This window comes from Virgibacillus sp. MG-45 (genome assembly GCF_036409425.1).
In the GTDB taxonomy this organism is placed as follows: Bacteria; Bacillota; Bacilli; order Bacillales; family Amphibacillaceae; genus LDC-1.
Genome location: NZ_JAXOFU010000013.1, coordinates 37,368 through 61,397, shown reverse-complemented (window position 1 = coordinate 61,397; position 24,030 = coordinate 37,368). Strand labels below are relative to the sequence as shown.

At 35.8% G+C, this 24,030-nt stretch carries 29 protein-coding genes and 1 riboswitch; of the genes, 27 read left to right on the top strand and 2 right to left on the bottom strand.

The window, feature by feature from the left end:
* Positions 1-95 precede the first annotated feature (95 nt).
* The 10 genes from spoIIAA (at position 96) to SPK86_RS13410 (ending at position 7,366) form a co-directional block, all read left to right on the top strand.
* Entirely contained in the window at positions 96-449 is a 354-nt protein-coding gene (spoIIAA, locus tag SPK86_RS13455; protein WP_284140313.1) for an anti-sigma F factor antagonist, read from the top strand.
* Positions 446-886, top strand: coding sequence for an anti-sigma F factor (gene spoIIAB / locus SPK86_RS13450; protein ID WP_330949595.1), 441 nt, complete (start codon positions 446-448; stop codon positions 884-886). The genes spoIIAA and spoIIAB overlap by 4 nt, the downstream gene beginning before the upstream one ends.
* A 10-nt stretch (positions 887-896) precedes the next feature.
* Positions 897-1,649, top strand: coding sequence for an RNA polymerase sporulation sigma factor SigF (sigF, locus tag SPK86_RS13445; protein ID WP_284140311.1), 753 nt, complete (start codon positions 897-899; stop codon positions 1,647-1,649).
* A gap of 166 nt (positions 1,650-1,815) precedes the next feature.
* Complete coding sequence (locus SPK86_RS13440) at positions 1,816-2,436, top strand: stage V sporulation protein AA (protein ID WP_330949594.1); 621 nt, start codon at positions 1,816-1,818, stop codon at positions 2,434-2,436.
* Positions 2,414-2,845, top strand: a complete 432-nt coding sequence (locus tag SPK86_RS13435; RefSeq protein ID WP_284141240.1) for a stage V sporulation protein AB — start codon at positions 2,414-2,416, stop codon at positions 2,843-2,845. Before SPK86_RS13440 ends, SPK86_RS13435 begins: the two co-directional genes overlap by 23 nt.
* Positions 2,846-2,916: 71 nt before the next feature.
* Entirely contained in the window at positions 2,917-4,344 is a 1,428-nt protein-coding gene (locus SPK86_RS13430) for a spore germination protein (protein WP_284141321.1), read from the top strand.
* A 131-nt stretch (positions 4,345-4,475) separates the two neighbouring features.
* Positions 4,476-5,783, top strand: a complete 1,308-nt coding sequence (gene lysA, locus SPK86_RS13425; protein ID WP_330949592.1) for a diaminopimelate decarboxylase — start codon at positions 4,476-4,478, stop codon at positions 5,781-5,783.
* Between the two features lie 79 nt (positions 5,784-5,862).
* The gene (locus SPK86_RS13420) at positions 5,863-6,297 is read left to right on the top strand and encodes a peptidylprolyl isomerase (protein WP_330949591.1); all 435 of its coding nucleotides are present in this window, start codon (positions 5,863-5,865) and stop codon (positions 6,295-6,297) included.
* 9 nt (positions 6,298-6,306) lie between these two features.
* Positions 6,307-6,759: a site-2 protease family protein gene (locus SPK86_RS13415; protein ID WP_284141243.1), complete on the top strand. Its 453-nt coding sequence runs from the start codon at positions 6,307-6,309 to the stop codon at positions 6,757-6,759.
* Positions 6,760-7,006: 247 nt separating this feature from the next.
* A complete protein-coding gene (locus SPK86_RS13410; RefSeq protein ID WP_284141244.1) occupies positions 7,007-7,366 on the top strand; it encodes a GNAT family N-acetyltransferase in 360 nt (119 codons plus the stop codon).
* A gap of 87 nt (positions 7,367-7,453) precedes the next feature.
* Here the strand turns inward: SPK86_RS13410 and SPK86_RS13405 are convergent, their stop codons facing one another.
* A complete protein-coding gene (locus tag SPK86_RS13405; protein WP_284141245.1) occupies positions 7,454-7,543 on the bottom strand; it encodes a YjcZ family sporulation protein in 90 nt (29 codons plus the stop codon).
* Between the two features lie 142 nt (positions 7,544-7,685).
* Here SPK86_RS13405 and SPK86_RS13400 point away from each other — a divergent pair, with 142 nt between their 5' ends.
* The 13 genes from SPK86_RS13400 to SPK86_RS13340 all read left to right on the top strand — a co-directional run bounded on the left by SPK86_RS13400 (position 7,686) and on the right by SPK86_RS13340 (position 19,759).
* Complete coding sequence (locus SPK86_RS13400) at positions 7,686-8,435, top strand: segregation/condensation protein A (RefSeq protein ID WP_284141246.1); 750 nt, start codon at positions 7,686-7,688, stop codon at positions 8,433-8,435.
* A gap of 25 nt (positions 8,436-8,460) precedes the next feature.
* Complete coding sequence (gene scpB, locus SPK86_RS13395; RefSeq protein WP_284141247.1) at positions 8,461-9,069, top strand: SMC-Scp complex subunit ScpB; 609 nt, start codon at positions 8,461-8,463, stop codon at positions 9,067-9,069.
* A gap of 125 nt (positions 9,070-9,194) precedes the next feature.
* Positions 9,195-10,286 carry a D-alanyl-D-alanine carboxypeptidase family protein gene (locus SPK86_RS13390; RefSeq protein WP_330949590.1) on the top strand — a complete coding sequence of 364 codons (1,092 nt, stop codon included), beginning with the start codon at positions 9,195-9,197 and terminating at the stop codon, positions 10,284-10,286.
* A 1-nt stretch (position 10,287) separates the two neighbouring features.
* A complete protein-coding gene (locus tag SPK86_RS13385; RefSeq protein ID WP_330949589.1) occupies positions 10,288-10,875 on the top strand; it encodes a nucleoside recognition domain-containing protein in 588 nt (195 codons plus the stop codon).
* Between the two features lies 1 nt (position 10,876).
* Entirely contained in the window at positions 10,877-11,407 is a 531-nt protein-coding gene (locus tag SPK86_RS13380) for a spore maturation protein (RefSeq protein ID WP_284141250.1), read from the top strand.
* Between the two features lie 112 nt (positions 11,408-11,519).
* The gene (locus SPK86_RS13375; protein ID WP_284141251.1) at positions 11,520-12,260 is read left to right on the top strand and encodes a pseudouridine synthase; all 741 of its coding nucleotides are present in this window, start codon (positions 11,520-11,522) and stop codon (positions 12,258-12,260) included.
* Positions 12,261-12,315: 55 nt separating this feature from the next.
* Positions 12,316-12,894, top strand: coding sequence for a thiol-disulfide oxidoreductase ResA (gene resA, locus SPK86_RS13370; protein ID WP_330949588.1), 579 nt, complete (start codon positions 12,316-12,318; stop codon positions 12,892-12,894).
* A gap of 19 nt (positions 12,895-12,913) precedes the next feature.
* Positions 12,914-14,554, top strand: coding sequence for a cytochrome c biogenesis protein ResB (gene resB, locus SPK86_RS13365; RefSeq protein WP_330949587.1), 1,641 nt, complete (start codon positions 12,914-12,916; stop codon positions 14,552-14,554).
* Positions 14,555-14,579: 25 nt separating this feature from the next.
* The gene (ccsB, locus tag SPK86_RS13360) at positions 14,580-15,770 is read left to right on the top strand and encodes a c-type cytochrome biogenesis protein CcsB (RefSeq protein ID WP_284141254.1); all 1,191 of its coding nucleotides are present in this window, start codon (positions 14,580-14,582) and stop codon (positions 15,768-15,770) included.
* A gap of 143 nt (positions 15,771-15,913) precedes the next feature.
* Positions 15,914-16,630, top strand: coding sequence for a response regulator transcription factor (locus SPK86_RS13355; protein ID WP_284141255.1), 717 nt, complete (start codon positions 15,914-15,916; stop codon positions 16,628-16,630).
* A complete protein-coding gene (locus SPK86_RS13350) occupies positions 16,630-18,396 on the top strand; it encodes an ATP-binding protein (RefSeq protein ID WP_330949585.1) in 1,767 nt (588 codons plus the stop codon). Before SPK86_RS13355 ends, SPK86_RS13350 begins: the two co-directional genes overlap by 1 nt.
* Before the next feature lie 48 nt (positions 18,397-18,444).
* A riboswitch (cobalamin riboswitch) is annotated at positions 18,445-18,632 on the top strand.
* Positions 18,633-18,782: 150 nt separating this feature from the next.
* Complete coding sequence (locus SPK86_RS13345) at positions 18,783-19,229, top strand: DUF4430 domain-containing protein (protein ID WP_330949584.1); 447 nt, start codon at positions 18,783-18,785, stop codon at positions 19,227-19,229.
* 5 nt (positions 19,230-19,234) lie between these two features.
* Positions 19,235-19,759, top strand: coding sequence for an ECF transporter S component (locus SPK86_RS13340; RefSeq protein ID WP_284141258.1), 525 nt, complete (start codon positions 19,235-19,237; stop codon positions 19,757-19,759).
* 54 nt (positions 19,760-19,813) lie between these two features.
* On the opposite strand, the gene SPK86_RS13335 is transcribed toward SPK86_RS13340, so the two are convergent.
* Positions 19,814-20,071, bottom strand: coding sequence for a ferredoxin (locus SPK86_RS13335; protein WP_284141259.1), 258 nt, complete (start codon positions 20,069-20,071; stop codon positions 19,814-19,816).
* 189 nt (positions 20,072-20,260) lie between these two features.
* Between SPK86_RS13335 and SPK86_RS13330 the strand changes: the two genes are divergently transcribed.
* Genes SPK86_RS13330 through SPK86_RS13315 form a run of 4 tightly spaced genes read left to right on the top strand, consistent with a single transcriptional unit; the run spans position 20,261 to position 23,757 of the window.
* Positions 20,261-21,328, top strand: coding sequence for a helix-turn-helix domain-containing protein (locus SPK86_RS13330; protein ID WP_330949583.1), 1,068 nt, complete (start codon positions 20,261-20,263; stop codon positions 21,326-21,328).
* The gene (locus SPK86_RS13325) at positions 21,306-22,850 is read left to right on the top strand and encodes a RecQ family ATP-dependent DNA helicase (protein ID WP_284141261.1); all 1,545 of its coding nucleotides are present in this window, start codon (positions 21,306-21,308) and stop codon (positions 22,848-22,850) included. The genes SPK86_RS13330 and SPK86_RS13325 overlap by 23 nt, the downstream gene beginning before the upstream one ends.
* Positions 22,847-23,422, top strand: coding sequence for a CPBP family intramembrane glutamic endopeptidase (locus SPK86_RS13320; RefSeq protein WP_284141262.1), 576 nt, complete (start codon positions 22,847-22,849; stop codon positions 23,420-23,422). The genes SPK86_RS13325 and SPK86_RS13320 overlap by 4 nt, the downstream gene beginning before the upstream one ends.
* Before the next feature lie 2 nt (positions 23,423-23,424).
* Entirely contained in the window at positions 23,425-23,757 is a 333-nt protein-coding gene (locus tag SPK86_RS13315) for a hypothetical protein (protein WP_284141263.1), read from the top strand.
* Positions 23,758-24,030: the final 273 nt, after the last annotated feature.

Genomic DNA, 24,030 nt, shown 5'->3' with positions numbered 1-24,030 from the left:
ATTTTAGACGAATTGTTACTTCTTTTGTCTTTAAGCAGGATTTCTCCCATTTAATAAAGAACTTAACCTACAAAGGAAAGTAAGGAGGAAATTAAATGGGATTAACCTATTCATTTCATGTGAGAGAAGATGTTTTAATTGTAAGGCTTCAAGGTGAGTTAGATCATCATGAAGCAGAAGCTCTACGAGAAAATTGGAAGGATATGATGTATAAAAATGCAATCAAACATGTCATTCTTAATTTAGAAGCTGTGACGTTTATGGATAGTTCGGGACTTGGGGTGGTTTTAGGACGGTATAAGGAGGTTTTACAATTAGGTGGAGAAATGATTGTTTGCTCTATTGAACCTTCAATCAAACGTTTGTTTGAAATGTCGGGTCTCTTTAAAATTATTCGATTAGAGGAAAATGAGAATTATGCATTAGCTACGTTGGGGGTGGCTTCATGAAAAACGAAATGTATATTGAGTTTTCGAGTGTGAGTGAAAATGAATCTTTTGCACGTGTGACCATTGGTTCATTTGTAGCGCAGCTTGATCCAACGATGGATGAGCTTACGGAAATTAAAACCGTCGTTTCAGAAGCAGTTACAAATGCAATTATTCATGGCTATAATAATGAGCCAAATCATAAAGTGGCGATAAGCTGTATGTTGTATGAAGATGAGATCGAATTAATTATTCGTGATGAGGGAATCGGTATTGAAAATGTCGACGAGGCAAGAGAACCGTTATACACGTCGAAACCAGAGCTTGAAAGATCCGGAATGGGTTTTACAATTATTGAGAATTTCATGGATTCAGTTGAGGTAGTATCCCATACAGGAAAAGGAACGACCGTTTACATGAAAAAACAGTTATTAAAAAGTAAAACGGTTCGTAATTAGGAAGCTGTCTATGGATGTTAATGTGAAACAAGATATGAAGGATGCCTTGACTGACGCACAAGTAAAAGACTTTATTTACCGAAGTCAACATGGAGATAAAGCAGCACGAGATATTCTGGTAGAACGAAACGTACGATTGGTATGGTCAGTAGTTCAACGCTTTCTTAATAGAGGATATGACCCAGAGGATCTCTTCCAAATAGGTAGTATCGGTTTAATCAAATCGATTGATAAATTTGATTTGTCTTATGATGTACGTTTTTCCACCTATGCTGTTCCAATGATTATCGGAGAAATACAACGATTTTTACGAGATGATGGCAGTGTCAAAGTAAGTCGTTCACTGAAAGAAATCGGCAACAAAGTACGTAGAAAAAAAGATGAATTAACAAAAAAATTAGGAAGATCACCAACGGTTTCTGAGATCGCCAATGCATTAGACATAACTGCAGAAGAAGTAGTTCATGCTCAAGAAGCAAGTAAAGCTCCACATTCCATTCACGAAACGGTATTTGAAAATGATGGTGATCCAATCACGTTATTAGATCAAATAGCCGAGGATGAATCAAGTTGGTTTGATAAGCTTTCACTACAAGAAGCAATTCGCGGGTTAGATGAACGGGAAAGGCTTATCGTATATTTGCGGTATTATAAAGATCAAACACAATCAGAAGTTGCTGAACGTCTTGGAATATCACAAGTACAAGTTTCTCGATTAGAAAAAAAAATATTGCACGATATGAAAGAAAAGATGAACCTTTAAAATCACTACAAATTGTGGTGATTTTTTTATTTGTGAAATAAATAATAATGCAATTTTCAGTTGGTATTAATTGAACTAATATAGAGCATTTTTCAGATAACACTTATAAAATTTAGGAATCAACGAATAATAAGAAGGAAGTACAGATGTAAAAGGAGGGACTGTGATGAAGCAGCTTGTTTATATACGGATGAAAAAGAACCTCGATATAAAAGAAATGCGAGAAATACGATTAAAGGATATCGCTTATCTTTCAACTTTATCACATGACTTAAAATCAAGGTTGGAGAACATGCCAATATATCGCATTACAAAAAAAGATAATAATCTTGTTGTGATTGATAGCTTTCTAATCGTCGAACATTTAACAACACAGTTTAACGAGATTGAGATTCAATTAATTGGACCAACAAATACAGTTATTCGTGTTCATAAAGTACGGAAACATTCCTCCATCTTACTTACAGCCTTTGCTTGGATTATTCTCTTCATTGGAACAGCGATGACGATTGTGAACTTTCATTATGATGTAAGTATGCAGGTCGTTCAGCAGCGGATTCATTATTTACTGACAGGAGAATATACAAAATATCCGTTATGGCTCCAGATTCCATATTCTTTCGGTTTAGGAGCAGGAATGCTTTTGTTTTTTAATCATTGGTTTAATAAGCGATTCAATGAAGAACCAAGTCCGTTAGAAGTTGAAATTTTTAATTACCAGCAATCCATTGATAATTATATTGGTCATCACGAAAACATAATCGATGAACACCGTTCTCCTCATTAAGTTAACTGAAGTCATTATCGGCTTTGCTAGTGGGATTGCTGTCGGTTCTGGTTTTGTTGCTTTTTTAACGGTGTTAGGAGTAATTCCAAGGCTAATACAATTAGCAAACAATTATCACCTCGTGCAATTGTACGGAATTTGTGCTATTGCTGGGGCTTTATTTGGAACGTATTTATCATTTACAGATATCGTTTCAAAGCAATCGATTATATTACTCCTTTTGTGGGGTGCACTGCATGGAGTTTTTAATGGAATGCTTGCGGCAGCGTTAACTGAGGTACTAAATGTATTTCCGATATTAACAAAAAGAATTGGTATACAAGGGTATCTATTGTGGTTAGTTATGGCCGTTGTATTTGGAAAAATAATTGGATCATTATTTCAATGGTTAATTCTCGAAAGATTATAGTATCGATTGGAGTGAAATAAAACGTGCAAGCTACAGTCGTTCCACAAAAAACAGAAAATGTAGAAGCTTACATGAAAAGAAAAGCTGGTCTTGGAAAGTCGTTTGATTTTGGAATGCGAGAAATTGTTATTTTAAAAACGAAAGTACAACTTTATTATGTTAATGGACTAGTAGATAGCTCAATTATTGTGCAATTAATGCAAGAACTAGTTAATATAAATGATCACGAAGTACAAGAAAAGAAAGCGGCAGAAATTATAGAAAATCGTTTAGTTCATGAACAAGTAGAAAAGGTAAAAACCATGGATGAAGTTGTTGATCAAGTGCTTTCTGGACTTGTCGCTATCTTTGTAAATGGTCTTTCCTATTCTTTTGTATTGGACGTGCGTCATTATCCAGGAAGAACTCCTGATGAGCCAGATACTGAACGAGTAATACGTGGCTCTCGAGATGGATTTACAGAAAATATTGTCGAGAATACAGCATTGACGCGGAGACGAATTCGAGATGAGCGTCTTCGAAATGAAGTAATGAAGGTTGGGGAGCGTTCTAAAACAGATATTTGTATTAGTTACTTACAGGATGTTGCCGATGATGAGTTTGTACAGTATGCAAAAGAAAAAATTAGTGCGATTGATGTTGACGGAATTCCAATGGCTGATAAAACGTTAGAAGAATTTATTCTTGGTGGAAAGTGGAACCCATTTCCAATGGTTAAATATACAGAACGACCTGATGTAGCGGCGCGTCAATTATTAGATGGGCATGTACTTATTTATGTTGACACTTCTCCTAGTATTATTATTTTACCGACTACTTTTTTCAATTGTCTGGAACACGCTGAAGAAATGAGACAATCTCCAGCGGTAGGGACTTTTATTCGATGGATAAGATTATTAGCTGTTTTATCATCGTTATATTTATTACCACTTTGGCTACTTTTTACAATGGATCCTTCCTTACTACCTAAATCATTATCATTCATAGGTCCGAATGAAGAAGGAAATGTGGCTATCTATTTACAAATTATTTTCGCAGAAATAGGAGTAGAATTTCTACGTATGGCCGCAGTCCATACACCTACACCATTAGCTACAGCTTTAGGTCTAGTAGCCGCAGTGCTAATTGGACAAATTGCAGTAGATGTTGGATTATTTAGTCCAGAGGTAATTTTATATGTTGCGATTAGTACGATTGGTTCCTATGTAACGCCAAGCTATGAATTGAGTGTTGCAAACAAAATTATGAAGCTTTTTCTTGTTATAACGACGGCTATATTCGGTGTTCCAGGATTTGTCGTAGGCGTTACGATTAGCCTTTTATTTTTAATCAGCTTAAATGCATTTAAAACACCATATTTATGGCCATTTATTCCATTTAATGCTAATGCTTTATTCCGGTTTATTTTAAGGTTACCGACACCTTTATTAAACAGACGCCCTAGTATAGTTCATCCAAAAGATGAATATAGTCAACCCGTTAAAAGAAATAGAAAATAATAGCTGCAAAACACGGCAAATAAGCCGTGTTTTTGTTTAACTATCTTTTATCCACATAATAAAAATTCTTTTGTTTTAGAATATTGTGTGGTAAAGTGTTTTTATTCAAAAAAGTCATACGGAGGATTGCCATGTCAATAAAAAATTTTCCTTTTGAGATAAATAAAGAAAACCATTTAATGATTGGTGGATTAGATACAATTGAATTAATTAAAGAATTTGGTTCACCGTTGTTTGTCTATGATGTTGGTTTAATTCGGAAGCATTGTCGTTCTTTTGTAAATACATTTAAAAAACATGGTGTAAAAGCAGAAGTTGCATATGCAAGTAAGGCATTTTCTTCGATTGCAATTTTACAAGTAATGAAGCAGGAAGGACTTTCCATTGATGTAGTTTCAGAGGGAGAGCTTTATACAGCTTTACAAGCAGATTTTCCTGTCGAAAAAATTCATTTTCATGGAAATAACAAAAGTGAACGAGAGTTAATCATGGCAATAGAAAACAATATTGGTTGCGTTATTGTAGATAACTTTCATGAAATTGATTTACTCGAACGGCTTCTAAAGGAATACAATAAAGAAATGAATGTATTATTACGCGTTACACCAGGAATTGAATCTGATACACATCAATATATAATGACCGGTAATGAGGATTCAAAATTTGGTTTTAACGTAGGTAATGGACAAGCAGAACAAGCATTTCAGAAAGTACAGGAGCTCAATCACATTAAACTTCAGGGAATTCATTGTCATATTGGTTCACAAATATTTGAAACAGAGCGATTTACTTTTGCTGCTGCTGTATTATTTAAAGAATTAAAATCGTGGCATAAAAAATACGGATACGCACCTAATGTTCTCAATTTAGGCGGTGGATTTGGTATACGTTATACAGAAGCGGATCAACCGACTTCTTTACCTGTCTATGTAGAAGCAATCATAGATACAGTACGTAAACAGGCAGAGCAATTGCAACTACCCATGCCTGAGATTTGGATAGAACCTGGTAGATCAATCGTTGGTGATGCAGGGATTACACTATACACGATTGGTGCAACAAAAGATATCCCTGGAGTCCGAAAGTATATTTCCGTAGATGGAGGAATGACTGATAATTTACGCCCTTCCTTGTATCAAGCGAAATATGAGGCAGTTCTTGCAAATCGAGTAGTAGATGAAAACACAGAAACTGTTTCAGTAGCAGGGAAATGCTGTGAATCAGGAGATATGTTAATATGGGACCTCAGCTTACCAAAGGTTGATTCTGGCGATATTTTAGCTGTTTTTTCTACCGGTGCCTACGGATATTCCATGGCAAATCATTATAATCGATTTGCAAAACCAGCAGTAGTTTTTGTAGAGGAAGGAAAGTCAGCTTTAGTCATTCGTCGTGAATCATACGAAGATGTTGTTCAAAACGATTTGTCTTATATATAAGATTTCATTGTTTAATTTTCAAGCTAATAGTGGTAACATAAACATGATTTATAAATAAACGAAAAAGGAAAGATTGAAGATGAAAAAAGGTTATATTTTAATGGAAACTGGAGAAAAGATAGAATTTGAATTATTTGAAGATGCAGCACCTAATACGGTAAGTAACTTTGAAAAGCTAGCAAATGATAAATTTTATGATGGATTAACTTTTCACCGTGTCATTCCTGGCTTTGTTAGCCAAGGTGGTTGCCCAGTAGGTAATGGGACAGGATCTGCAGGCTATACAATAAATTGTGAAACTTCAGGAAATCCACATAAGCATGTTGCTGGTTCTTTATCTATGGCACATGCTGGCAAGGATACTGGTAGTTGTCAGTTCTTTATTGTGCACGAGCCTCAACCACATCTAGATGGTGTACACACAGTTTTTGGTCAAGTAAATTCAGGAATGGATACAGTAAAGGCAATGAATAATGGTGATGTCATGAAAGAAATACGGGTTGAGGCAGAATAACCCGATGATATGACAACCCTTCTCTTTATTCTTCTTTTCATTCTGCTTATTGCACCTATAAGCAATACAATTCATGAATGTGGACATATGATTGGCGCAAGAATTACTGGAGCTGATCATATGTTGCTTTCGATTGGAATAGGGAAACCCATTGCAACATTTTCTTTAAGAAGGGTAACAGTTACCATTCATCTTTTTTATTTTTTAGGTGGGATGGCAACAAATGTGCGCTCTATACCATATCGACCGTTTGAAATGGCGATTATCACAATTGGTGGTCCGTTTTTTAGCATACTCTGTGCATTCGTTGTCGGTCTATTGATGGGAATCTATCCAAATGAGATCCTCCTGCTTTTTCTTTTGTTTAATCTATGGATTGGGATTATTAATTTGATTCCATTTAAACGAAAGGATAAAAAGTCGGACGGTTATATCTTATTTAAGCTAATATTTAAAGAATAGCAACACAATTTATGAATAGTATGGTATGATAACGATAATTATGGCAATGCTTATAAAGGAATGGTAAAAATTGAATTTGCGAAAAAAGAACATCTTACTGTTAATTATCCTTTTGCTTGTTGCACTTGGATGGGGAATAGCTTATTGGTTCCTATTTGTTCTTTAATGTGGAGATCTGATTGTTTAAGGTTCTCAAGTAATAAAGGCATGGTCAATATCTCTAAGTTATTTATAATGAGGGATAGTTATGTTAATACGCTTTAAAAAAAACTTTGAAAAAATTGCAATGGGGCTACTATCTTTTATGCAAGAAGGAAAAGATATAAAAAAGCTTCAAGAGACAATTAAAGAATATGAGACGAATCCAGATTGGCACCTTTATCTTTGGAAAGAAGATGATGTATTAGGTGCTATCGGGTTGAAAATTGAAGCTGGTGGAAAAGCAATTATCCAGCACATTTCCGTTAATCCATCTCATCGTAATGCCGGAATCGGGAAAAAGATGGTCAATGAAATCCATCAAATGTATCAGGAGAAATATACCGTTTGTGCAAACGAACGTACGAATCAGTTTTATCAAAAATGTGAGACTAATGATGAAATATGAGAAAACCCGGTCCCTATTTTAAGACCGGGTTTTTGCTCCTAATTCATTAATGAGAAAGCAGCAATTCGTTAGCCTGCTTTATTTATATTAAAACCAAGCAGCACCAACGATTACTAAAAGAATAAATAATACAACGATTAACGCAAAACCTCCACCATAACCATATCCTGCACCCATAATGAGATTCCTCCTTTTTCTTCTTAACATAAATGTTTTATGGTAACATTTATCTTACGTTATTAATTTATGTTGGATTTGCTTTTTTTGTATAGGCGTTTATGATAATTAATTACTTTTTTAGAGTGAAGGGGCGTAATCCATGGATCAAGCATATAAGGTTAAGCTGGAGACATTTGAAGGGCCACTCGATTTATTGTTGCATTTAATTAACCGCTATGAAATTGATATTTATGATATACCAGTTGCCCAAATAACAGAGCAATATATGCATTATATACATACGATGCAAAAGCTGGAGTTGAATATTGCTAGTGAGTATCTTGTCATGGCTGCAACTTTACTTGCAATTAAAAGTCAGATGCTATTGCCAAAACAGGAAGTCTTGGATGAGATTGATGAATATGAAGAGGATCCACGCGAAGAACTGATGCAACGATTAATCGAATATCGAAAATTTAAAAATGCAGCAGAAGCATTAAAGGAAAAAGAGATTGATGCAAATCAAATATTTACAAGACCGCCAGTTGTGTTTCAAGATATAGATATTAAACCACCCGTTGAAAAAGGCGATGTATCCGTATACGATTTGATTTCTGCATTAGGGAAAATGTTCGAACGAAAAAAGTGGAATGAGCCACTTGATACAAAGATACAAAGAACTGATATTTCTATTGAACAACGAATGGATGAAGTGCTTACAATTGTTAAACAAACTTCTGAGCCTGTTTTGTTCGATCAGCTATTTCCTTATCATTCTCGGTCGCACATTGTTGTTACTTTCATGGCAATACTTGAGCTGATGAAGAAAAAAGAAGTACATTGTATGCAAGAAAAAAATTTTGATTCCTTATTAATTACATACTACAAAGTAGGTTTAAAGCAATCATAATAAGTAAAGTAGAGGATGATAGTAGGTGGAAGTGACGAATTACAAAGCAATACTAGAAGGGTTATTGTTCGCTAGTGGAGATGATGGTCTTACAATCAAACAAATGGCAACGATTCTAGAAATATCGCAATCATCTGTAGAACATTTAATAGAAGAATTAAAATATGACTACGATCATTCCAATCGAGGTATTATGATAATGGAATCACATCAAGTGTTTCACTTGAGTACAAAACCAGAGCATAGTCTATTTCATAAAAGGTTATTAGAGACGCCTAATACACAGCGAATGTCGCAAGCAGCGTTAGAAACGTTAGCAATTATTGCATATAAGCAGCCGATAACTCGGACAGAAATAGATGAAATTCGCGGAGTGAAAAGTGATCGATCCGTACAAACGTTGCTCGCGAGATCCTTTATCGAAGAAGTTGGAAGAAAAGAAGGAGTCGGACGACCGGTGCTTTTTGGGACGAGTAAAGACTTCTTAACCTTTTTTGGGCTTACATCCATACAGGAATTACCTCCATTACCAGAGCAAGTTGATACAGAGTCTATTGAACAAGAAGCTGATTTATTTTTTGAACGCTTTCAGGAGCAAATCGAAGAAAATGAACTATCATCAAGCTCTTCCTAATTTAGGAAGAGCTTTTTTGTGTGCAGAATGGTTTGGACCTTATTTTGGAAGGAATAATGTTTACGCATATCCTACATATTATTGCATAGAATGTACAGATATATTGATCTGGAGGGACACCGGCTATGCGATATGTTTCGATTTTAATCGTGTTATTTTTTACATTAGTTTCAACTGTTCATGGACAAGCTAGACCAATGGTGTCTGCAAATAACGCCATCCTAATGGAACAATCTAGCGGAAGAGTATTGTATGAAAAAAAAGCGCATGAAAAACAACCAATTGCTAGTATAACGAAAATAATGACAGCAATAGTTGCTATTGAATCTGGAAAAATGGACGAGATAGCAAAGGCTAGCAGGAGAGCAATCTATACGGAAGGCTCATCCATTTATTTAGAGCAAGGAGAGAAAATGTCGATTGAAGATCTTTTGTATGGGTTAATGCTTCGATCTGGTAATGATGCAGCAGTAGCGATTGGAGAACATATCGGCGGTAGTATGGAAGGCTTTGTTTATTTAATGAATGAAAAAGCACGTTGGTTAGGGATGACAAATACACATTTTGAAAATCCCCATGGACTACACTCGAACAATCATTATTCAACAGCCTATGATATGGCCTTACTCATGAAATACGCGATGGACAATAAAACCTTTCGAAAAATTTCAAGCACAGAGAGTTATAAGTCAGAGAAAAGAACTTACGCATGGCGGAACAAAAATAAACTATTAACACGCTATTATGACTTTTGCACCGGAGGAAAAACTGGATATACGAAAATAGCTGGAAGAACATTAGTATCATCTGCGAAAAAGGAAAACATGGATCTTATTGCAGTTACATTTAACGCCCCAGATGATTGGAATGATCACATTTCTTTATACGAGTGGGGATATTCGAATTATGATTTAGAAAAGCTAGATGAAACGGGTTTGCAATTGTACAAGCTAAATAAAGAGATCGTCGAAGGGGCGATTAAAGACGCTATTTTCTATCCACTAGATGAACAAGAAAAGAACAACATCAAAAAGAAATCGTTTCTATTAAGGAAAGAAAACCGGAATCACCAAATAGCGATAGGGAAAACGATTTACTATTTGAATGAAAAAGAAATCGGAGAGGTACCGATTCATGCTTCCATTCGAACAGCAGATGAAGTGACATTTACAAAAACTTTATCTGTCGTTATAAAGCAAATTATGAGGGTTGAGTAATATGGTCAATCTTATTTGGGCGGCAATGGCGATCATAGGCATTCTTTATGCTATGTTCAATGGCACAATGGATGATGTAAATAAAGCGATTTTTACTAGTGCCGAGGATGCCGTTTCCCTATCTATCACATTAATAAGTACACTTGTCTTTTGGTTGGGTATGATGCGCATCGCTGAAAAAGCAGGAATCTTGAACGGGCTCGCTAAATTGTTTCGACCGATTGTACTTAAGATTTTTCCTGATATTCCAAGCGACCATCCTGCAATTGGCTATATTTTATCAAATTTTACGACAAATATGTTTGGTCTCGGAAATGCAGCAACACCAATGGGTATTAAAGCAATGGAACAAATGAAGGAGTTATCCGGTGACTCAGACCACGCTTCAAGATCTATGATTACATTTTTAGCGATGAATACGTCTAGCCTAACGATTATTCCAACTACAGTAATCGCAATTCGAATGCAATATGATTCGATGGCACCAACAGAGATAGTAGGGACAACGATTATAGCAACGGTTATTTCAACAATAAGTGCTTTAATAATTGATCGTATATTCTATTATCGAAGTATACGGAGGAATTAAGATGAGTTTCATAACGACGGTTAGTGCTTGGCTTATTCCCTTTATCCTTTTACTCATTCTACTCACCGCCACGTGGAAAAAAATACCTTCCTATGAACTGTTTGTAGAAGGAGGTAAAGAAGGTATCAAAATGGCAGTATCTTTATTGCCTTTTTTAGTTGGGATGATTGTTTCCATTTCGATACTTAGAAGCTCTGGTGCACTTGAAGCATTCATCGAACTTATTACGCCATTATTAGCTTTAATTGGTATTCCACCAGATATTATCCCATTGGCACTTGTTCGCCCCATTTCAGGAACAGCAGCCCTAGGTATGACAACTGAACTTATTTCTACACATGGGCCCGATTCGTTTATTGGAAGACTAGCATCCACCATGCAAGGAAGTACCGATACAACACTCTATATTTTAACCGTATATTTTGGGGCAATCGGAATCCGAAAAATGGGGTATGCACTTAAGGTTGGACTATTAGCCGATCTCATTGGTATACTAGCATCAGTGGTTATCGTTACACTCATTTTTGGATAGTACGTATAACTAGCGTTAACAATTCGTTAACGCTATTATTTATGTTGACGAATAGTTAACTTCCATTATGGATAAACGATAGGAAACAATCAAAAGGATATTAGGTGATATAATGACAAATACACTAGAAAGACTGCAGAAGGTAATTGCTCAGAGTGGTGTTACTTCTAGAAGAAAAGCAGAAACCTTGATCACGGAAGGAAAAGTAAAAGTTAATGGAAAGGTTGTTACCGAGTTAGGTATAAAAGTTTCACATCAAGATGTGATAGAAGTTAATGGTGTAAAGCTAGAAAAAGAAGCTCCTGTTTATTATTTGCTTTATAAGCCACGGGGTGTGATCTCCAGTGTGAAAGATGATAAGGATCGCAAGGTTGTTACTGATCTACTACCAGAGATTGAAGAAAGAGTTTTTCCAATCGGGAGACTGGATTACGATACTTCAGGAATTTTACTATTAACGAATGATGGCGAATTTGCAAATTTATTAATGCACCCAAAACACGGGGTTGAAAAAGTATATGTAGCTAAAATAAAGGGTATTCCAAGTAAACTTGATTTAGCAAAGCTCCGTAAAGGGGTTCGAGATAAAAAGGATTTATTAAAGATTAAAAATTACACAATTCTTTCTGTTGATAAACGCAAAAATACAATGCTACTTGAATTAACTTTACAAGAAGGAAAAAATCGACATGTTCGAAGGATGATGGAGCAATTGGGCTTTCCAGTTGTTAAACTGCGAAGAGAAAAATATGGTTTATTAAATTTACAAGGCCTTCAACCAGGAGCATATCGCACACTCACTCCTAAAGAAGTAAAACAAATGTATAATCTAGCGGCAAAAAATGTTAAATAATAGTCATAATTAACACTATGGCAAAATGGTATAATGGTGCGAGGAGTGATTTTCAATGAGCTTAGATCAAATAAAGGCTACTAAAAAGGGGAAAAAGAGGAACCGGCTTATTTTCCGGTCAATCATTTTGGTGATCTTGCTTGCCGCAATTGTCTATGCATTGGTCGCTAATTTTCAGAAGGATAAAGCAATTTATGGGGTAGGAGATGAAGCACCAGATTTTAAACTTCAACAAGTCAACCAATTTAATGAGCTTGAATCGGTGCAATTAAGTGATTTTAAAGGAAAAGGGGTCATGTTAAATTTTTGGGGAACTTGGTGTAAGCCGTGTGAAGAGGAAATGCCTTATATGCAAAAACTATATCCAGAATATAAGGATAAAGGGGTAGAAATTATTGCGGTAAGTTTAGATGCAACAGAATTTGTTGTTGAAAAATTTATTGAAAAATATGATCTTACATTTCCAATTCCTTTTGACAACAAAAGCTTAGTCAGAGAATTATATAAAATCGGCCCAATTCCTACTACTTATTTTATCAATCCAGAAGGGGTAATTATTGAGAAGGTGGAGGGTGCCCTAACATTAGAAAAATTAGAAGGGCATTTAAAGGACATCCAACCAGCTTCAAACTGATAAGGATGGAGAGATATAGATGAATAACATTAAGTGTGAATGTGGTCATGTAAATCCAGAGGGGACAGTTCTTTGTGAAGCATGTGGGAAGCCTATTGAGAAAAATCAGCATATCGATGGTAATGATACGAAAAAATTATTAAATATGCGTTATGACGGGACTGCAAGACGATCGCAAACGTACAATAAGTCATTTATCGATAAAACTTGGGCTTTTTTTTCATCAGTTAAAGTTGGTGTATGGTTAATTGTCATCGCTTTAATTGCATCAGCAATAGGAACTATCTATCCACAACAACAATACATACCTACTGATGCGATTTCTCGTGATCCAGCAGTATTCTATGAAGATCGTTATGGCATTTTCGGTAAAATTTTTTATCAGCTAGGTCTTCATAATCTTTATAGTTCATGGTGGTACATGCTTTTAATCGCATTAATTGGCGTTTCACTTGTAATTTGTAGTTTAGATCGATTTGTGCCATTGTATAAGGCACTAAAAAGACAAAAACCCAAGCGTCATAAAACGTTTATTAGTCGTCAACGCTTTTATAGTGAAACAGACAACGTGTCAGATGATGAAGTAGAACAATTAAAAACCGAGCTCCAACGTCAGCGCTATAAAATAAGTGAAGATAATGGCCATATCCTTGCAGAGAAAGGGAGATTCTCTAGGTGGGGGCCATATGTAAACCATATTGGATTAATTATTATTTTAATCGCAGCATTATTAAGAACGACACCACTTTTTTATCTTGATCAATATGTTTGGGTACGTGAAGGAGAGCAAGTAGTCATTCCTGGTACTGACGGGGAATATTTTATTGAAAACAAAAAATTTATATTGGAAACATATGATGAAAACGACGAGAGATTTAAAGAAGCGATCAAGAAACAAGGCGAAATGATTCCGAGTAATTTTCAGACGAATGCTATTATTTACAAAGTGAAAGATGATGGTGTTGTCGGTTCAACAAAGGAATTAGAAAAGGTAAAAGAGGACGAAATTCGCTTAAATCACCCATTGAAGTTTGATGGCTATACGTTGTATCAAGCAGGTTATCAGCTAAATGAATTTACTAGCATGTCTTTTAAGCTTCATAAAACGGATGATCCAGAAGAAAAAGCTATCGATACGTTTCAAATTGACCTTACTAATCCAAAGAATGAGTACAAGCTGGATAATGGATTTGTCGTAAAGATTGATGATTATTTACCAGACTATGAATTGTACAATGGACAGCCAAAATCAAAAACAAATTATCCGCGCAACCCTGCATTTGTTTTTCTTGTTTATCCACCAAACAAAGATGATGTTGAAATCAGCTTTGCAGGTATTGGAAGAAATATCGATGCTACGGGAGAGAATGAATATAAACTAGGAATAACTGATTTTGATGTTCGAAACGCTAGTGGACTAACTGTTCGACGAGATTACACACTACCTTTATTTGGATTAGGTGCACTTATATTTATGATTGGGGTTATACAGGGAATGTATTGGCAGCATCGCCGCATATGGATTCATCCAAATCAAAATATATTGCTATTAGCGGCACATACGAATAAAAATTGGTTTGGACTAAAGAAAGATATTGAAAAAGCAATTGCCAATACATCTGTAAATAATGTAAGAGATCAACAAGAATTAGATAAATAGCACTCACTTTTAAGGAGGAGTTTGGATGGGGAACTTACTAGAAATAAGTAGTACGATGCTCTATACTGCTTTTATTTTATACTTGATTGCAACGGCATTTTTCGGAGCAACGATCAAACAAAACAAAAATAGCAATCAAAAAGGGCTTGCGGAAAAGATTGGTATTTCACTTACAGTGATTGGATTTTTAGCTCAACTCGTTTATTTCGTTACGAGGTGGATGGCTAGTGGACATGCGCCAGTAAGTAATATGTTTGAATTTGTTACATTTTTCGGAATGGCAATGGTGCTCGCGTTTATTATTCTTTATTTTATATATCGATTTACAATTCTTGGATTATTTGCGCTTCCAGTGGCAATGATTGTTATTGCTTATGCAAGTATGTTTCCAAGAGATATTGCACCTCTTGTTCCGTCACTACAAAGTCACTGGTTATATATTCATGTAACAACCGTTGCTTTAGGGAATGGGATATTAGCAATTAGCTTTGTTGCTGGACTCATATATCTCATTCGCCAAATTGACCAATCTGTGTCAAGTAAGCGTACAACCTGGTTAGAGCTAATTCTCTATACGCTAGTATTGTTTATTGGATTTAGCGTCATTACGGTCATCTTTAATATTACAGGCTATGAAGCTAAGTTTAACTATGTTGAAAACGGTAATGAAGTAACTGCTAATTATCATATGCCGCCAATTGTTGGCCCTAAAGAAGCACAAGCAATGACACAAGGTACGATGGAGCCATGGTTTGAAACGCCGGAATGGATGCATGGTAAGGATGCACCTCGTAAATTTAATACACTCATTTGGTCTTTCCTTACAGGAACATTGCTATACCTTTTAACAAGGTTAGCATTAAGAAAACGTATTGGTGCTGCTATTCAACCTATATTAAAAAAAGCGAATCCTGATTTGTTAGATGAAGTAAGCTATCGCGCAGTTGCAATTGGATTTCCGGTATTTACTTTAGGTGGATTGATTTTTGCAGCCATATGGGCACAAATAGCATGGGATCGTTTTTGGGGTTGGGATCCGAAAGAAGTATGGGCATTAATAACCTGGTTCTTCTATGCAGCTTTTTTACATTTACGTCTATCAAGAGGATGGCACGGGGAACGTTCTGCATGGCTTGCAGTAGGTGGATTTGCCATTATCATGTTTAATTTAATAGGAGTGAATCTATTACTTGCTGGATTACACTCCTATGCGTAAGTAATAGCTGTAGGGTTTAAAAAAATGAAAAACATGGTGTCCAGTAGGAAAACAACATGGATATCATGTTTTTTCTTATACATTTTTAACAGTTTCGTTTATACTAAGAAATAGAATGTTTATCGTTAATAGGGGGTCCTCTTATGGAAGCAAAAACGAAAGTGCTTGTAGTTGATGATGAAGAGAGAATTCGCCGCTTAATACGTATGTATTTGGAGCGAGAGGATTTTATCATAGAAGAAGCTGAAAATGGACAAGAAGCACTAGAATTAGCATTAAAAAAGAATTATGATATTATTCTTCTTGATTTGATGATGCCTGAAATGGATGGGATAGAAGTTTGTCAGGAGCTGCGTAAAGAAAAAAACACACCTGTTATCATGTTAACGGCAAAAGGAGAAGAATCAAACAGAGTGCAAGGGTTTGAAGTAGGTACTGACGATTATATCGTAAAACCATTTAGCCCACGTGAAGTTGTGCTTCGCGTAAAAGCACTATTAAGAAGATCCTCTGCATCTAATTATAATGAAACGGAGACACAGGCGAAAGATATTCTTGTTTTTCCGCATTTAACAATTGATCATGATGCACATCGCGTAACTGCTGATGGAAAAGAGGTAAGTTTAACACCAAAGGAATATGAGCTTCTCTGTTTCTTAGCAAAAGCACCTGATAAAGTATTTAATCGCGAGCATCTTTTAAAAGAAGTATGGCAGTATGAATTTTTTGGTGATCTTAGAACCGTCGATACCCATGTAAAAAGGCTTCGTGAAAAACTGAACAATGTTTCAAAAGACGCTGCTAAAATGATTGTAACCGTATGGGGTGTTGGCTATAAATTTGAGGTGGATGAAGAATAATGTTTTGGCGAAGCGTAGTAGGTAAACTAGCAATAACAATTTTATTGCTAGTTTCTTTCGTGTTATTTATTTTAACAATTCTTTTACTGGAATTCTTCGAAAATTTCCATATTGATGAAGCGGAAAAGGATATGCTTCAAACAGCAACCAAGGTATCTGTCATGGTGCAGCAGTATGATGATCATGCTTTGACAATTGAAACAACAGAGCGTGTAAAAGATCCGGCAAGTAGGATTATTATTTATTTCCCTGATCAATCGGTTTGGGTTTCAAATAGCAGCGATCCACATCTTTCTAACATTAGTGAAACATGGCTTCAAAATGAAGCGAACTTGCAGCATGTATTAGCAAATCGGCAAAAGGTTAAAGAACAAATTGACCTTCCAGAAGATGAAATGGGTGCGTTAGTCGTAGGTGTTCCAATTGACGGTGGAAATGGTGCAGTTGTCATTTATCAATCCCTTGGTGTCGTGGATCAAACAAAGGCTGAAACAACGCAAATTATTTTCTTAGCAGCAGGAATTGCCATTATTTTGACGACGATTTTTGCGTTCTTTCTTTCGACCCGGATCACCTCACCACTTATAAAGATGCGTGAAGCCGCCTTTGATCTTACACGGGGAGAGTTTAATACGAAAGTACCCATTTTGACACATGACGAAATCGGTGAATTAGCAATGGCTTTTAACCGTATGGGAAGGCAGCTTAAATTTCATATAAATGCGCTTCGTCAAGAAAAAGAACAGCTTTCAAGTATTGTCAGCTCGATGGCGGATGGTGTGATTACATTGAGTAGAACAGGTGAAATGATTGTGACAAATCCACCAGCCAATCGCTTTATCGAGGATTGGTACTATGAAATGAATATCCCATTTAAAGAAGGTCAAATGAAGCTACCAACGCCATTACAATCGATTTTGAAAGAAGTAATTCAAGGTGAAAATGAAGTACTTGAAGAAATTACATTACAAGGACGAAGCTGGGTTATGATTATGACCCCTTTATATGATCAATCGTACGTTCGAGGAGCAGTTGCGGTTATTCGTGATATGACTGAAGAAAGAAGACTGGACAAGCTCAGAAAGGATTTTATTGCGAACGTTTCGCATGAATTAAGAACACCTATTTCTATGCTACAAGGGTATAGCGAAGCGATTGTTGATGATATTGCAGAATCGAAAGAGGAAAAAAACGAGCTTGCACAAATCATTTATGAAGAATCGCTACGCTTAAGCAGACTTGTAAATGAGCTACTCGATCTTGCACGCATGGAAGCAGGGCATATTCAATTGCATAAAGAGCAGGTGGAGCTAGAGCCGTATATTAAACGGATTGTGCGTAAATTTAAAGGGATTTCAGACGATAATCACATTGATCTTAGGTTGAAAACATCATTACAGCAGGACATAGGTTGTTTTGATCCTGATCGCATTGAACAAGTCTTTACGAACTTAATTGATAATGCCATTCGACATACGAGTGAAAATGGATTTGTGAGCCTATTTGTGCGCTATGATGGAAACAATTTTCACGCAGAAGTAGAGGATAGTGGAAGTGGAATTCCAGAAGAAGACCTTCCGTTTGTTTTTGAACGCTTTTATAAAGCGGATAAGTCTCGCACAAGAAACAAAAAGAAGAAAGGTACTGGATTAGGTCTGGCGATTGCTAAAAATATTATTGATGCACATCAAGGCACAATATCTGTTAAAAGTAAGCTAGAACATGGTACAACCTTTACCTTTAAGATTCCGGCAAAAACAGAGTAGAGAATCTGTTCATTTTTCAAAAAGTCTGTTATGATTAAAATTGAATTGAATACAATGTTTGGAATTGGTGTACAGTAATGTACTTAATAGGGAATTCAGTGAAAAGCTGAAGCTGTCCTCGCAACTGTAAGTGATAATCGAAACAAGCATTACCACTGTATGAACATTCATATGGGAAGGGCTTGGAGTAGGCTTTAGTCACAAGTCAGTAGACCTGCCATTTCAATTGTGTCAATGCTTCGAGGGAAAAGCGATTGAGACAGCCGAACGGACAATAAAGTATCATTGTGTAGTTAGGTATGTCGTTAAAAGCTGACTCTTTTGGAGTCAGCTTTTTTAAGTAACGCTCTTCTCCTCAATAATTTTATTATGGAGGATGAGAAACAATGAAGGTACAAAAGTGGATTTATCGTTTACTTCCATTACTGCTTGTAGCAAGTTTATTAGCTGGTTGCGGGTCGACTGACGAGGAAAAATCAAATAAACCTGCTTCCAATCAAACAGAACAGCAAGCATCGGGGAATGAAAGTGACAGCAAAGAAAAAGAAGAAACAGTTGTTATTACAATTTCTAAGGACAAGGGAAAAGAGCAAATAACAGAAAAGGAAGTCCCAATTAAAGAAGATGCTATTTTAATGGATGTCTTAAAGGAAAACTTCCAAATTGAAGAAGAAGGCGGATTTATTAACGCTGTTGAAGGAATCGCCCCAAAAAAAGATGAGAAAAAAGCTTGGATGTATTCCGTAAATGGAGAAGTGGCTAATGTTGGTGCTGCTGAGTATAAGCTTAAACCAGGTGACAAAGTAACGCTTGATTTACAATCATGGGAATGATTTAGGTGAACATTTATAAACTTACATTATTAGCAATTTTAGCTGCATTGGCTATTGTAGGGCGAATCGTATTTACTTTTCTGCCGAATATCCAGCCTGCTACTGCAATTATTATTATATGTGGAATGCTTTTAGGACCTTTTTCCGCACTTCTCATGGCGTTTCTCGTTACATTTTTGTCTAATATGATTCTCGGTACAGGCATTTGGACGATTTGGCAAATCGTTTCTTGGGGGATAATTGGCATACTTAGTGGATTGCTCGGTAAGTTCCCGAAACGCATCCCTTTATTTGTCATCGTGTTATTCGCAGTTTTTAGTGGATATTTGTATGGATTTATCATTTCCTTAACAAATTATCAAATCTCTGGTCAGATGTTTTGGGCTTACTATATCGTAGGACTTCCATTTGATACAAACCATGCAATCGGGAATGCAATATTCATTGTTTTATTTTATCCAATGCTTGCTTATTTGATAAAAAAATATGCAAATGGGCATTTCCCCATTTATAATGCACATCAATTATAAGGATAAAAAAGTGCTTTCCGCCGAATTAGGAAAGCACTTTTTTCATAGCATGATTTAACGAGACTCATTTTTCAGCGGATCACCTTTAAAAGGAGTTTCTCCAATTTTTATCGAATCACTCGGGCAGCCGTCACGGGCATCAAATAAATCGTCCTCTAATTCATTCGGAATTTGCTTTACTCCTTTATTATCATCAAGGACTACATAAGCTAGTCCCTCGTCATCATAGTCAAAGATATCTGGTGCAGTTATGCCACAGGCTCCACATGCTATGCATGTCTCTTTATCAACAATTGAAAATCGTTTTTCCATGAGGAGTCCTCCTAAAAAAATAGAAATCTATATGCTTGATCGGTTAATAATTTAAAATTAATAAAAAATCACCCAAGAAGGATGCAATTGGTTGATCATCTCCTCTATAATAGATTGTAAGCTTGTTTAAACTTCATTTCAATAATTGACATTACAAAATAAAGAGAAATAGTGATTGGAGATTTGAAAATGTACCTAGAAAAGGTGATAGATTATGCGTTATCGCAAATAAAAGATCGTCGATCAATTAACTCCATTTTCTATCTTCTAAAGGGAAAGAAATCCATTCAAACAATCCATGATGCTGAAATATTCCAATTAGAACGGTTCTTTGGTATTCATAAAACGTTACATATAGACACTTTCGAAGCTGTCATCCAACAGATGCGAAGCGATGGACTGATAATGAAAGGAGCTATAAAAGATAGTTTTTTATCCGTTACTGAAATAGAGAAAGTACCAACGGACTTTCGCGCTTATTTTAACGGACTTAAATTTGAATCCATTGCGCCTACATTTATGAATCGTTTGCTATTACTAATTCAAACGTATACTAATAGTCAAATGAAAAATAAATCCTTTATTCCGATTATAGATATCCCTGATATTATAGCCTGGGTAAAGTATTTTTATCGTCAGAATAAGAATCGCGAGGCCGATATTCTACCGGAGATGTATCATGAGTTACATTGTCTATTACAGTATGTGGATGACATGGAGGCATCTCTTTTTGTTGATCGGTTAACAGGCTATCAGCATTACGGCATGAGTACGGGGCAATTAAAAGAAAAGTACAAGATCAGCAAAGACGATGTGATTCTCCTCCATACAGCCGTTGTTCATAAAATGATCTCGCTGATACACCAGGAGAAGAAGGACTATCCTCTGTTACAAGGGTTAGTAGATTACGAAGAATATACTTCTATATTAACAGCCTCTGCACAAAAAACGTTTCGTTTCTTTAAGATGGGGTTAACCGTAGAAGAAATTAGTCGAAAACGCGGATTAAAGAAAAATACGATCTATGATCATATGGTAGAAATTGCATTGCATGAACAAGAATTTCCATTTCATCAATTTGTGGATGAACAAGCACAACCATTAATATTACAAGCAATAAAGACGAATCCCTCGCATCGGTTACGGGATATTAGAAGTACAGTAGGAGATTCGATTTCATATTTTCAAATTCGATTAATGTTAACAAAATTTACACGTTTAACGAGGGATAAACATGGTAAGCAACAAACAACTTGAAGTTCATTTAGAACGAATATTCGGTTATCATTCCTTTCGTCCTGGCCAACGAGAAATCATAGAAGATGTTATGAAAGGAGAGCATGTATTAGGGGTGTTACCTACAGGGACCGGAAAATCAATCTGCTATCAGCTTCCAGCAATGCTTTTGTCGGGTACAACGGTAGTCGTTTCTCCACTAATTTCGTTAATGATGGATCAGGTCAAACAGTTAAAGGCGACAAATTTTAAAAAAGTTGTTGCCATCAATAGCTTTCTTGATTCTAAACAAAGAAATGAAATATACCGGCAATTACATGAGTATAAACTTATTTACGTTTCTCCAGAATTATTACAACAGGATGCTTTTATGCATAGATTAGATAAGCTCCATATCAGCTTATTTGTAATTGATGAAGCACATTGTATTTCTCAATGGGGCCATGAATTCAGACCAGACTATTTACGTTTAAAGGACGTTATTAAAACGTTAGCCTATCCTCCTGTACTAGCTTTAAGTGCTACCGCTACCCCAAAGGTTCAAAAAGATATTATGAAGGCATTGGATGTTGGTGAAATGAAGAAGCATATTAATCCAATAGACCGCGAAAATATCATTTTGACCATTCGCAAGGTAACAAATAAACAGGAAAAGCTAGAAGAAATCGATGGTCTATTAAAAAAATATAATGTACCTACACTTATCTATTTTTCGAGTAGACATGCTTGTGAGAACATAGCTCAACTGCTTTCAGGAAAATGGCAGGATCGGCGAATTGCTTTTTATCATGGTGGAATGGAGCAATTAGATCGTGTTATTGTTCAACAACAATTTATGAATAATCAACTAGATATTATATGTTGCACAAGTGCGTTCGGAATGGGAATAAATAAAAGTAATATTCGACTGGTTATTCATTATCATTTTCCCGCTGAAATGGAAGCGTATATTCAAGAAGTGGGCAGAGCAGGTAGGGATGGTTTATCCAGCTTAAGTGTATTATTGTTTGCTGCGAATGATTTATATTTACCAAAACAAATAGTGGAAAATGAGCTACCATCTTCTGCTTCCATTCATCAGTCATTTGAAGTGCTTTCCCATTTAGCAAATAAAGGGCAGCCGCTTCCGATAAATCAAAAAGAAATAGGACAATTGTTTTCATTAACTGAAACACAATGGAATTTTCTACAGTATCAATTTGAAAAACATGGTATTATTAAAGAACGAAAGATCAACTTTAACGAGAATAAATGGCAGCACGCGTTTTCAACGATTCAATTGTATCGTGATGAACGGTTAATACAAAAAGAAGCAAAGCTGATGGAAATGGTGAAATGGATCCAATGTACATCATGCTTACGAGAAGAATTGTTTATCCAATTCCAAGATGCTTTTACAAAACCTAACAACCATTGTTGCTCTAATTGTGGCTTTGTATTAGATGACTGGACGCCAATAGAATCAAAGTCGTCTCTGAAAAAAGATGCTGAATCCTGGCAAACGAAGCTCGAATCGTTACTGCTATTAGGAGATAAAAAATGAAACAAGAAGAAGCTATAAAAAATATGACACGTTCAGATATTAAGCGACTTCTATTAATCAATCAATTATTATTTATTGCTTTAGCCTTCGGGTTAAGTTTCCTATTTTTTACGGACTTTTCCGTTTGGTTTGATTTATTTGATTGGAGTATCAAGGAAATAATGGTATACAGTATCATTCCGAGTATACTCATTATTAGTATCGATTTAGTTCTCACTTATTTGTTACCGAAACATTACTATGATGACGGCGGGATTAACGAAAGAATATTTCAATCCTTAACACAGGTAGAAATATTTTTTGCGGCAGTGTTCATTGCTATTTCAGAAGAGCTTTTATTTAGAGGTGTACTGCAAACAACAATTGGATTTGTTCCTGCGAGTATTCTATTTGCTCTCATACATATACGGTATTTAAAAAAGCCTATATTATTAGGCTATGTACTTATTGTCAGTTTTTGCTTAGGGTATTTATTTGAGCTTACGAACAATTTGCTGGTAACAATTACCATACACTTTTTGATAGATTTTATAATGGGTTTAATAATTCGATCGCAAAAGCGGGGTGCATAAAGATGAACACAAAAATGGAAGCGAATGAAGATCAGGCAAAAGAGCTGCGGAAGCTTTTTGAGGAAGTACAGACAAATGAGAGTACAAGCAGCGAAACGAATATTGAAGTACCAACCGACGAAAATACGATTGATATTCCAAATCAGCAAGAGAACAGAGAAATTGACATTTTAAATCTACCGCCAAGAAGCACGGTTCATGGACAAAAGAATACGCGTGTTCACTTTCGTATTCATGGACCAATTGTTCGATTCTTAATTGTCATCATTATGCTATGTGCAATCTTAGTAGGGGCATATTATATGTTAGGGAACGATTTTCTTGGATTTTTTTAATAACCTCCTGATGAAGTAATAGTAAATATAGGATAAGTCAAAATAATAACATTTATATCAATATGATTCATATCGACGCAATTTTAAATGGAGTCGCTTTCAGCATAGGAAACCTTACGGAAAATGTTTTTCGGAGTTAGGCACGGCCTCAACTTACTCGGAAAAGATAGCCACTTTTCCGAGTAGATTTTCGGCTCGCGCTATTCCCGAATGACAAAGGGAAATGATTAATCCAATGTAGAAAAAACTCCTTTTTTTCTAGTGGAAACACGC

Excerpts from the sequence above, each read along its gene's own strand:
- SPK86_RS13330 (WP_330949583.1), top strand. The coding sequence starts at position 20,261 with ATGTACCTAGAAAAGGTGATAGATTATGCGTTATCGCAAATAAAAGAT.
- sigF (WP_284140311.1), top strand. The coding sequence starts at position 897 with ATGGATGTTAATGTGAAACAAGATATGAAGGATGCCTTGACTGACGCA.
- SPK86_RS13345 (WP_330949584.1), top strand. The coding sequence starts at position 18,783 with ATGAAGGTACAAAAGTGGATTTATCGTTTACTTCCATTACTGCTTGTA.
- spoIIAA (WP_284140313.1), top strand. The coding sequence starts at position 96 with ATGGGATTAACCTATTCATTTCATGTGAGAGAAGATGTTTTAATTGTA.
- spoIIAB (WP_330949595.1), top strand. The coding sequence starts at position 446 with ATGAAAAACGAAATGTATATTGAGTTTTCGAGTGTGAGTGAAAATGAA.
- SPK86_RS13355 (WP_284141255.1), top strand. The coding sequence starts at position 15,914 with ATGGAAGCAAAAACGAAAGTGCTTGTAGTTGATGATGAAGAGAGAATT.
- SPK86_RS13375 (WP_284141251.1), top strand. The coding sequence starts at position 11,520 with ATGACAAATACACTAGAAAGACTGCAGAAGGTAATTGCTCAGAGTGGT.
- SPK86_RS13390 (WP_330949590.1), top strand. The coding sequence starts at position 9,195 with ATGCGATATGTTTCGATTTTAATCGTGTTATTTTTTACATTAGTTTCA.
- SPK86_RS13440 (WP_330949594.1), top strand. The coding sequence starts at position 1,816 with ATGAAGCAGCTTGTTTATATACGGATGAAAAAGAACCTCGATATAAAA.
- resA (WP_330949588.1), top strand. The coding sequence starts at position 12,316 with ATGAGCTTAGATCAAATAAAGGCTACTAAAAAGGGGAAAAAGAGGAAC.
- SPK86_RS13315 (WP_284141263.1), top strand. The coding sequence starts at position 23,425 with ATGAACACAAAAATGGAAGCGAATGAAGATCAGGCAAAAGAGCTGCGG.
- lysA (WP_330949592.1), top strand. The coding sequence starts at position 4,476 with ATGTCAATAAAAAATTTTCCTTTTGAGATAAATAAAGAAAACCATTTA.
- SPK86_RS13380 (WP_284141250.1), top strand. The coding sequence starts at position 10,877 with ATGAGTTTCATAACGACGGTTAGTGCTTGGCTTATTCCCTTTATCCTT.
- SPK86_RS13405 (WP_284141245.1), bottom strand. The coding sequence starts at position 7,543 with ATGGGTGCAGGATATGGTTATGGTGGAGGTTTTGCGTTAATCGTTGTA.
- ccsB (WP_284141254.1), top strand. The coding sequence starts at position 14,580 with ATGGGGAACTTACTAGAAATAAGTAGTACGATGCTCTATACTGCTTTT.
- SPK86_RS13415 (WP_284141243.1), top strand. The coding sequence starts at position 6,307 with ATGACAACCCTTCTCTTTATTCTTCTTTTCATTCTGCTTATTGCACCT.
- SPK86_RS13400 (WP_284141246.1), top strand. The coding sequence starts at position 7,686 with ATGGATCAAGCATATAAGGTTAAGCTGGAGACATTTGAAGGGCCACTC.
- SPK86_RS13435 (WP_284141240.1), top strand. The coding sequence starts at position 2,414 with ATGAACACCGTTCTCCTCATTAAGTTAACTGAAGTCATTATCGGCTTT.
- SPK86_RS13430 (WP_284141321.1), top strand. The coding sequence starts at position 2,917 with ATGAAAAGAAAAGCTGGTCTTGGAAAGTCGTTTGATTTTGGAATGCGA.
- SPK86_RS13335 (WP_284141259.1), bottom strand. The coding sequence starts at position 20,071 with ATGGAAAAACGATTTTCAATTGTTGATAAAGAGACATGCATAGCATGT.
- SPK86_RS13420 (WP_330949591.1), top strand. The coding sequence starts at position 5,863 with ATGAAAAAAGGTTATATTTTAATGGAAACTGGAGAAAAGATAGAATTT.
- SPK86_RS13410 (WP_284141244.1), top strand. The coding sequence starts at position 7,007 with ATGTTAATACGCTTTAAAAAAAACTTTGAAAAAATTGCAATGGGGCTA.
- SPK86_RS13325 (WP_284141261.1), top strand. The coding sequence starts at position 21,306 with ATGGTAAGCAACAAACAACTTGAAGTTCATTTAGAACGAATATTCGGT.
- resB (WP_330949587.1), top strand. The coding sequence starts at position 12,914 with ATGAATAACATTAAGTGTGAATGTGGTCATGTAAATCCAGAGGGGACA.
- SPK86_RS13320 (WP_284141262.1), top strand. The coding sequence starts at position 22,847 with ATGAAACAAGAAGAAGCTATAAAAAATATGACACGTTCAGATATTAAG.
- SPK86_RS13350 (WP_330949585.1), top strand. The coding sequence starts at position 16,630 with ATGTTTTGGCGAAGCGTAGTAGGTAAACTAGCAATAACAATTTTATTG.
- SPK86_RS13385 (WP_330949589.1), top strand. The coding sequence starts at position 10,288 with ATGGTCAATCTTATTTGGGCGGCAATGGCGATCATAGGCATTCTTTAT.